This window comes from Bradyrhizobium sp. (assembly GCF_049512235.1).
Lineage (GTDB): Bacteria > Pseudomonadota > Alphaproteobacteria > Rhizobiales > Xanthobacteraceae > Bradyrhizobium.
This window is the reverse complement of record NZ_JBEKXH010000367.1, coordinates 1-7,340: the sequence shown is the minus strand read 5'-3', so window position 1 is coordinate 7,340 and position 7,340 is coordinate 1. Positions and strand designations below refer to the sequence as shown.

10 protein-coding genes and 1 pseudogene are annotated in these 7,340 nt (G+C 62.8%); 9 read left to right on the top strand and 2 right to left on the bottom strand.

The window, feature by feature from the left end; translation table 11 throughout:
- Positions 1-224 precede the first annotated feature (224 nt).
- Positions 225-830, top strand: a pseudogene (locus ABSG20_RS26470) (outer membrane protein); the annotation flags it as partial.
- 231 nt (positions 831-1,061) lie between these two features.
- Here ABSG20_RS26470 and ABSG20_RS26465 read toward each other — a convergent pair.
- Positions 1,062-1,424, bottom strand: a complete 363-nt coding sequence (locus tag ABSG20_RS26465) for a PRC-barrel domain-containing protein (RefSeq protein WP_423867438.1) — start codon at positions 1,422-1,424, stop codon at positions 1,062-1,064.
- A gap of 173 nt (positions 1,425-1,597) precedes the next feature.
- On the opposite strand from ABSG20_RS26465, the gene ABSG20_RS26460 reads away from it, so the two are divergent.
- From ABSG20_RS26460 to ABSG20_RS26445, 4 genes are all read left to right on the top strand, one after another.
- Positions 1,598-1,879: a hypothetical protein gene (locus ABSG20_RS26460; protein ID WP_423867437.1), complete on the top strand. Its 282-nt coding sequence runs from the start codon at positions 1,598-1,600 to the stop codon at positions 1,877-1,879.
- 176 nt (positions 1,880-2,055) lie between these two features.
- Positions 2,056-2,235, top strand: a complete 180-nt coding sequence (locus ABSG20_RS26455) for a hypothetical protein (protein WP_423867436.1) — start codon at positions 2,056-2,058, stop codon at positions 2,233-2,235.
- Between the two features lie 68 nt (positions 2,236-2,303).
- Complete coding sequence (locus tag ABSG20_RS26450) at positions 2,304-2,696, top strand: GNAT family N-acetyltransferase (protein ID WP_423867435.1); 393 nt, start codon at positions 2,304-2,306, stop codon at positions 2,694-2,696.
- Complete coding sequence (locus ABSG20_RS26445) at positions 2,693-3,076, top strand: hypothetical protein (protein WP_423867434.1); 384 nt, start codon at positions 2,693-2,695, stop codon at positions 3,074-3,076. Before ABSG20_RS26450 ends, ABSG20_RS26445 begins: the two co-directional genes overlap by 4 nt.
- A 226-nt stretch (positions 3,077-3,302) precedes the next feature.
- Here the strand turns inward: ABSG20_RS26445 and ABSG20_RS26440 are convergent, their stop codons facing one another.
- On the bottom strand, positions 3,303-4,313 hold the full coding sequence (locus ABSG20_RS26440; RefSeq protein WP_423867433.1) for a polyprenyl synthetase family protein: 1,011 nt from the start codon (positions 4,311-4,313) through the stop codon (positions 3,303-3,305).
- A 158-nt stretch (positions 4,314-4,471) separates the two neighbouring features.
- On the opposite strand from ABSG20_RS26440, the gene ABSG20_RS26435 reads away from it, so the two are divergent.
- The 4 genes from ABSG20_RS26435 (at position 4,472) to ABSG20_RS26420 (ending at position 6,975) form a co-directional block, all read left to right on the top strand.
- Positions 4,472-4,699, top strand: a complete 228-nt coding sequence (locus ABSG20_RS26435; RefSeq protein WP_423867432.1) for a putative signal transducing protein — start codon at positions 4,472-4,474, stop codon at positions 4,697-4,699.
- A complete protein-coding gene (locus ABSG20_RS26430) occupies positions 4,692-5,456 on the top strand; it encodes a tRNA1(Val) (adenine(37)-N6)-methyltransferase (protein WP_423867431.1) in 765 nt (254 codons plus the stop codon). The genes ABSG20_RS26435 and ABSG20_RS26430 overlap by 8 nt, the downstream gene beginning before the upstream one ends.
- 309 nt (positions 5,457-5,765) lie before the next feature.
- The gene (locus ABSG20_RS26425) at positions 5,766-6,677 is read left to right on the top strand and encodes a S49 family peptidase (protein ID WP_423867430.1); all 912 of its coding nucleotides are present in this window, start codon (positions 5,766-5,768) and stop codon (positions 6,675-6,677) included.
- Between the two features lie 106 nt (positions 6,678-6,783).
- A complete protein-coding gene (locus ABSG20_RS26420; RefSeq protein WP_423867439.1) occupies positions 6,784-6,975 on the top strand; it encodes a hypothetical protein in 192 nt (63 codons plus the stop codon).
- The last annotated feature ends 365 nt before the right edge of the window (positions 6,976-7,340 follow it).

The following is a 7,340-nucleotide window of genomic DNA, read 5'->3' as shown; positions in this document are numbered from 1 at the left end:
TAATTAGCGACGAATTGAGGGCGGCTTCGGCGTCGCTCGGCGATCGTCGATGATCGCATTATTGCCGCGGTGAATGAACAAAACTTCATTTTCATTACCGAAAATTAAGGCTGTTAATAAAAATCGTGACCGCTTTATGTCTGGCTAGAAACGCTGCCGCCCTGAAACTGTCGCAATATTTTCTATTTCTACTTTGGGGCGATTTTCCAGCGCGAGGCTTTCACATGAAGATTCTGTTGGGTGCGGTTGGACTGGCCGCCGTAGGAATTTCCGCCGCTGCGTCGGCTGCCGACCTTCCGGCGCGAACCTACAGCAAGGCTCCGCCCTATGTTGCCGCAACCGTCTATGACTGGAGCGGTTTCTATGTCGGCGCCAACGGCGGCTGGGGTGGGACCAACAATTACTGGACCTTGCTGACCGCGGCGGGAAATTTCCCTGAAGGGGGCACCAATGGCAGTGGCGGAACCGCGGGCGGCCAGTTTGGCTATCGCTGGCAGGCGGGTTCCGCGGTGTTCGGCCTCGAAGCGCAGGGCAACTGGGCTCATCTGGCCGCCAGAAATACCAGCATCGCCGCTTTCAATGCCGGCTTTGACAACCGCAGCAATCTCGATGCCTTCGGCTTGTTCACGGGCCAGATCGGCTATGCTTGGAACAATGTCCTGCTTTATGCCAAGGGCGGCGCGGCGGTCACCGACACGCGCTATTCCGATCTCATCACCGGCACCCACACCGTGGTTGGCTCGGCCAGCGATACCCGCTGGGGCGGCGCGGTCGGCGCAGGTCTCGAATACGGCTTCGCGCCGAACTGGTCGGCGGGCGTTGAATATAATCACCTGTTCATGGGAACCAACACCGTCAACCTGACGGCACCGGGCGGCGGTTTATTATGGCTACGGACCCTATTACGGCTTCTACGGCGGATGGGGATATGGCCGCGGTTGGGGGACGGCGCTGGTAGGAGATCTCTTTGTGCGGTGGGCTGGGTCTTTTTGGCAGCCCTTCACACGAAGAAGGCCCGCCGTCGGGCGGGCCTTCCATCTCGATCGCGATGGGCCGGTGACTTACGTCATCGCAATGCCGTAGTAGTCATTCACCGCGCGGGCTCTGGCCGGATCGCTCCAGTTCCAGGCATTATCGTTGCTGTATTTCGGCGCGCCCTTGAGCTCCCTTTCGGTGATGCCGGTGCGATAGCCGCCGAGGCTGGTGTCGTATTTCAGCGATTGCCAGGGCAGCGGGTAATGGTCGTCGCCGATGCCGAGAAAACCGCCAAAGCTGAGCACGGCGTAGGACACCCTGCCGCTGGTCTTGTCGATCATGACACGCTCGATTGATCCGATCTTGGCATCGTTGGCGCCATATACCGCGGTGCCTTCCACCTTGTCGCTGCCGATCAGGGAACCGGTTTCTCTTGCTTCCATAGTCATCTTGGGTCCTCCTTTGCTTGGAGAGGAGGAAACCGGCGGCGCCAAAGATGGTTCCTGGAATCAAAGCTCCGGTTGCCATTTCCGGATCCCAGTTCCCCGAACGACCGGCAGGGAACCTTACCTGCCGCCTGCGAATTGTCTGGGCGATCGGAAGCCATTCGGGAATGTTCCGCATGACGATGAATCATTCCAACATTGAACGACATTCGAAGCGGATCCCTATTGCGGTGGCACTCGCTGTCGCGATTGCCGGGGTATTGGCCATGCTCGTTGTCGATCATGGTCCGTGGAGCAGGCCGACGGTGCAAACGGCCGAGGTTGCGAAATACCGAACCACCGGCGAGGCCGCACGCGCCGCCGGCGCAACGGTGATGCCGACCGCGCCCAAGCTGCAACTCGAACCCGCAGCGCCCGGGCCGAAGCCGGCCCAGCCGGCAAACCCGCTGACGCCTTAGACCCCCGCATGATTCGCACAGACGCGGTGCCAGCCAAATAGGCCCGGTTGAGCCGGACCGGGGCGCCGGGTGATTTTATTTGGCCGATGTGAATGAATTCACAGTCGGCGATGGCGCTCGATTGTAGTTTCGGCGTGGGGACGCGAATCCACGCCGAACACATTGGAGACAGCACCATGGCGATCGCGCAACAGACCCGGATCGAGGCCACGCCGGACGAAGTCGGCTATTATGACATCACGCCCTCCCTCGGCTATTCGGCTTTCGTGATCCTGCTGCTGATCGGAATCTATTGGGCCGCCAGGTCCTGCGGAACGACGCCCGGTGACCTTGCACTGATGGCGGTGTTGCCGTGACCCTCCGATCCCGGCAACTGCCGATCAGCAAACAAGCTCCGGACGACGCCCTCGATGGTGCTATCGCGATGAGCCGCGATGCAATGCGCCGCGATGACGATGATCGCACCTTAAGGGCGGGCGGCGTGTTGCGGCAGCTGGTGCTGCATCCCGCGGCATGGATGGCCGGATGGTTTGTTGGCGACGAATTAAGGGGCGTCATCCGTGCCAGTCATGCCGCGCGCGAGGCCTGTGCCGAGGCAAATCTGTTTGTCGATCGGGAATGGCGAAGGCAGGGCATCGGCACGATGCTGCTCAAAGAGGGCATGGACTGGGCCCGCCGCAGAGAAGCCAGCAGCCTTCGGCTGGTCTGCGACAGAACCGACTGGCCGATGCGGCATTTTGCAAAAAAGTTCGGAGCCGGGCTCGATCTGGTGCTCGGACAAATCATCGTCAATATCCCATTACGGGTGCAGCAATGAAACATGTCCAGGACTATGCGGAAGTCTTTGCAACCCGGCTCGGTGCCGATCGAGTGCCGCGGAAATGCCCTCCCGCGCATGGCGGCAAGCTGATCGCGTTTCCTCGTCGCACGATCGAACGCTGCATCGGGCCCGGCGCGCCTGAACACGGCGACGATGCCGGCCATTGTACCCCGGAATTGTCGGTGAGGAGCCCTCGGGAAGCGACCGCCGAGGACCAGGCCATCTATCGAAAGTGGATCAACGGCATGGTCGTGTTCTACAGCGCGCTCCTGCTGATGGCCGGCATCGTCGCGGTGCTGATCGATGCGGGTCTCGGCTCGACAACGAGCCCGAGCCTTGCAGCGCGGTCAACGGCCGTGGCGCATCGAACAAAGTAAGCGGATGACCCGATCGATGGATTTTCGCCCGGAGCTTCCACCCCAACTCTCCAGAGAAAGTGGGCGAAAAAACTCCTTGGAATCAACAGGAGCAAGAGGCCCAGTTTCTCGCCGGCGTGGTGCGGGCTGCGGGGCGCTGGTGGTCTCCCCCGCGAAGAGCGGGAGAGGGAGCGCAGCATCGCAAGCTTCGATATGATCAGAACTTCGGGCCAAGCGGACGCGCCGTTCAATGCGATCTTGCCAGACAGAATGCCACCACCTGCTCCAGCGCTGATTTCATCGGCGAAGCCGGAAACAGCGCCAGCGCGTCGACCGCCATCGCGCCGTAATGCTGGGCGCGATGCAGGGTGTCCTCCAGCGCGCGGTGTTTGGTCATGAGCCCGATGGCGTGATCGAGATCGCCGGCGCGGATCTCGCCGCGCTCCAGCGCGTCGACCCAGAAGGCGCGCTCGCTATCGTTGCCGCGGCGGAACGCCAGCACCACCGGCAGCGTGATCTTGCCTTCGCGAAAATCGTCGCCGATATTCTTGCCGAGCTTGGCGGCCTTGCCGCCATAGTCGAGCACGTCGTCGACCAGCTGGAAGGCGATGCCGAGATTCATGCCGACCGACCGGCAGGCGGTCTGTTCGGCTTTCGGACGGTTGGCAATCACAGGGCCGACCTCGCAGGCCGCCGCGAACAACTCGGCGGTCTTGCCGCGGATCACGGCGAGATATTCGTCTTCCGTGGTGGCGGTATTTTTCGCCGCCGCCAGTTGCATCACCTCGCCTTCGGCGATGGTCGCCGCGGCAGCCGATAAAATGTCGAGCGCGCGCAGCGAGCCGACCTCGACCATCATGCGAAAAGCCTGGCCGAGCAGGAAGTCGCCGACCAGGACGCTGGCCTCGTTGCCCCACAGCATGCGCGCCGACAGCTTGCCGCGGCGCAATTCGCTCTCGTCGACCACGTCGTCATGCAGCAAGGTGGCGGTATGCATGAATTCGACCGAGGCCGCGAGCTTGATATGACCGTCGCCCGAATAGCCCGCCAGTCCCGCCATGGCCAAAGTCAGCATCGGGCGCAGCCGCTTGCCGCCGGACGAAATCAGGTGGTTGGCGACCTCGGGAATCATGGTGACTTCGGAGCCGGTCCGCGACAGTATCGTGGCGTTGACGCGCGCCATATCGGCGGCGACAAGCGCGACCAGCGCATCGATCGAAGCATTCGATGGGCTCTCGAAGGGTACAATAACCGCCACGCTGGTCTCCAGATTTGCGCAATTGGCATCAACCGTGATTATAACAATAGAAAGCGCCGGGGAACGCGACAAGGGCGCGCAATGCAAGTTGACAGGCCACGCGATGAGAGGCTGCGCCGGGTTGACAAATGCCACTTGAGCCAACGGAGAGCCGAAAGTTGCGGGAATTGGTTCGGACCAACGATATGGTTCTGGTTTCGGCCATCGGCGCGCTGCTCGATGGCGCGAATATCCATCATCTGGTGCTGGACCAGAACATGAGCGTGATCGAAGGCTCGCTCGGCGTCCTGCCGCGCCGGATTTTGGTCCATGACGACGACAACCGGGAAGCGCGCCAGATTCTGGTCGATGCCGGCCTCGGCCACGAGCTGCGGGCCGATGACTGAAGCGTGCGAACTGACCGAGGACGCATTTCTGGGCGGGCAATTGCGTCTGCGGCAGCCGAAGTCGGGTCACCGCGCCGGCCATGACGCCATGCTGTTGGCGGCGGCGACGCCGGCGCGTTCGGGCGATCGGGTGGTCGACTTCGGCGCCGGCGTGGGTGCCGCCGGTCTGGCAGTGGCCAAACGCGTGGCCGGTATCGGGCTCGTTCTGGTCGAGATCGATGCGGCGCTGGCGGCTCTTGCGCGCGGCAATGCGGCTTCGAATGCGATTCCGGCCGACGTCATCGTGCTCGACATTGCCTCCGGCGCCACAGCCTTCGCCGCCGCCGGACTGTCCCCCGACAGCGTCGATGTCGTGCTGATGAACCCGCCGTTCAATGATCCCCAGCGGCACCGCGCCTCGCCGGACAAGGGCCGCGAGACCGCACATGTGGCGTCGGCGGCGACGCTTGAGGGCTGGATTCACGCCGCGCGGCGCATCCTGAAATCCGGCGGCGACCTCAGCTTGATCTGGCGCGCGGATGGTCTTGCCGAGGTGCTGGCGGCGTTGGGGCGGGGCTTTGGCAGCCTGGCCGTTCTGCCGGTCCATGGCGAGGCGGCGGCGCCGGCGATACGGGTGCTGGTCAGCGCCATCAAGGGCGGCAAGGCGCCGACCCGAATCCATGCCTCGCTGCTGCTCAATGACGCGTCAGGGCTGCCTAATAAACAGCTACAGGATGTTCTGGCCGGAAAATGCGCGTTGCCACTGGCCACAACCTGAAGCTGAGCGAGGTGGAGACCGGTTCGCGTGAAGAAAACGCTTCAAAACGAAGGCTCCAACCCGATACTGATGCAATCGGGAGCGATGAAACGGCGGAACCGCTATTGAGGTATCGTCTTTGACCTCGGTTTCGGCGCCGAGGTGAAGTGGATCGCGATCAACAATGCACCGATCAGCATCATCAGCAGATAGATTTTCATGTCTTTCTCGGATGCTCCGTTGCAGTTGACGACCGGATGAATGCAAAAGACGTTCCATGGGTTTCAGTGACACTTGAACCATAAGAAATGGTTAATTTGAGGTAACGGGATGACGGAACAGAGGGATGATCGCGGGATATCGTCGGGCCTGATCGACAGGTTGATGGAATGGCTTCCGGCGCGTCTGCGGCCTGGAACCGCGGTGGTGCCGGTGGTCCGGCTGTCGGGCTTGATCGGTGCGGTTACGCCGCTGCGGCCGGGCATGTCGCTGGCCGGCCTCGCCAGAACACTCGAGCGCGCCTTCGCGATCAAGAGTGCCAAGGCAGTGGCGCTGGTGATCAACTCGCCCGGGGGTTCGCCGGTGCAGTCGCGCCAGATCTACCTGCGGATCAGGCAACTCGCCGCGGAAAAGAAGTTGCCGGTGCTGGCCTTCGTGGAGGATGTCGCGGCATCCGGCGGCTACATGATTGCCTGTGCCGGCGACGAGATCTTCTGCGACCCGTCCTCCATTCTGGGTTCGATCGGCGTCGTCGGCGGCTCCTTCGGATTTCAGGAGCTGATCAAAAAACTCGGGGTCGAACGCCGTCTTTATACGGCGGGCGCGCACAAGGCGATGCTCGATCCCTTCCTGCCGGAAAATGCCGACGATGTCGCGCGCGTCAAGGCCCTTCAGCGCGAGATCCACGCCCTCTTCATTGCGTTGGTGAAGACAAGCCGCGGCGACCGGCTGAAGGGCGCCGACGATGTCCTGTTCACCGGCGAATACTGGGCCGGCCAGACGTCGGTTTCGCTTGGCCTGGCGGACGCGATCGGCGATCTGCGTTCGACGCTGCGCGCGCGCTACGGCGACAAGGTGCTGACGCCGGTGATCGCGCCTGCGACCGGGTTGTTGTCCGGCCTGCTCGGCCGCAAATCGGCGGGCGCGGGGACGCTGGGTCAGCTGGAGGGGATGGCGGGTCTGCCGGATGAGGTGATTTCGGCGCTGGAAAGCCGGGCAATCTGGGCCAAATTCGGGTTTTGACGGGACCAGCCCGCGCCATTTGGTCTCGGACAAGTCAATTGCAGCCGGGGCCGGCTTGGGCGACAATATAGATGGGGCGTGACGCATGAACGATAAGGATCGACCGATGCCGCCGCTGATCGCGTTCGCGGCCGCCCTTGGTGGTCTGGCGGTGGTCCGCTGGGCCTACAGGACAGCTCTGAAGGTCAACAGGGAATTGGAGGAGGCCCGCTTCGCGCGGGTCGCGGAGCCGGCCGCCTCCGAGGAGATTCCGACGCTGCGACAGGACCCCAACACCGGCGCCTATCGTCCGGGCTGAGCTGATTCCATTCGTTGTCGTAGCAACCCATTAAGAGCGCGGGTGGACATCACGATGAGTCTCGATGCCTGACGCGTAGGGGCACCCCTTGGGGGTGCCCTGGTGAGACCGGGTAAGATCGGGTGATGCCGCGAGAGGGCGACCATGAGGGGCGCCCCCGTATGCGCTAGATTAAGCGCGCCAGTCAGGTGGCCCAACTCTCTCACTCCCTCTCCCCGCTTCTTTAGCGCGGGAGAGGGTGGGGTGAGGGGACCACTCGGGCGGTCCCGATGCAGCGCCCCCCTCACCCCAACCCTCTCCCGCCCCCGCGAAAGCTACGCTTTCGCTTGGGGGGAGAGGGAGCCCACCGTCTACGCGACCAGCGT

Excerpts from the sequence above, each read along its gene's own strand:
- ABSG20_RS26465 (WP_423867438.1), bottom strand. The coding sequence starts at position 1,424 with ATGACTATGGAAGCAAGAGAAACCGGTTCCCTGATCGGCAGCGACAAG.
- ABSG20_RS26460 (WP_423867437.1), top strand. The coding sequence starts at position 1,598 with ATGACGATGAATCATTCCAACATTGAACGACATTCGAAGCGGATCCCT.
- ABSG20_RS26455 (WP_423867436.1), top strand. The coding sequence starts at position 2,056 with ATGGCGATCGCGCAACAGACCCGGATCGAGGCCACGCCGGACGAAGTC.
- ABSG20_RS26450 (WP_423867435.1), top strand. The coding sequence starts at position 2,304 with ATGAGCCGCGATGCAATGCGCCGCGATGACGATGATCGCACCTTAAGG.
- ABSG20_RS26445 (WP_423867434.1), top strand. The coding sequence starts at position 2,693 with ATGAAACATGTCCAGGACTATGCGGAAGTCTTTGCAACCCGGCTCGGT.
- ABSG20_RS26430 (WP_423867431.1), top strand. The coding sequence starts at position 4,692 with ATGACTGAAGCGTGCGAACTGACCGAGGACGCATTTCTGGGCGGGCAA.
- ABSG20_RS26425 (WP_423867430.1), top strand. The coding sequence starts at position 5,766 with ATGACGGAACAGAGGGATGATCGCGGGATATCGTCGGGCCTGATCGAC.
- ABSG20_RS26420 (WP_423867439.1), top strand. The coding sequence starts at position 6,784 with ATGCCGCCGCTGATCGCGTTCGCGGCCGCCCTTGGTGGTCTGGCGGTG.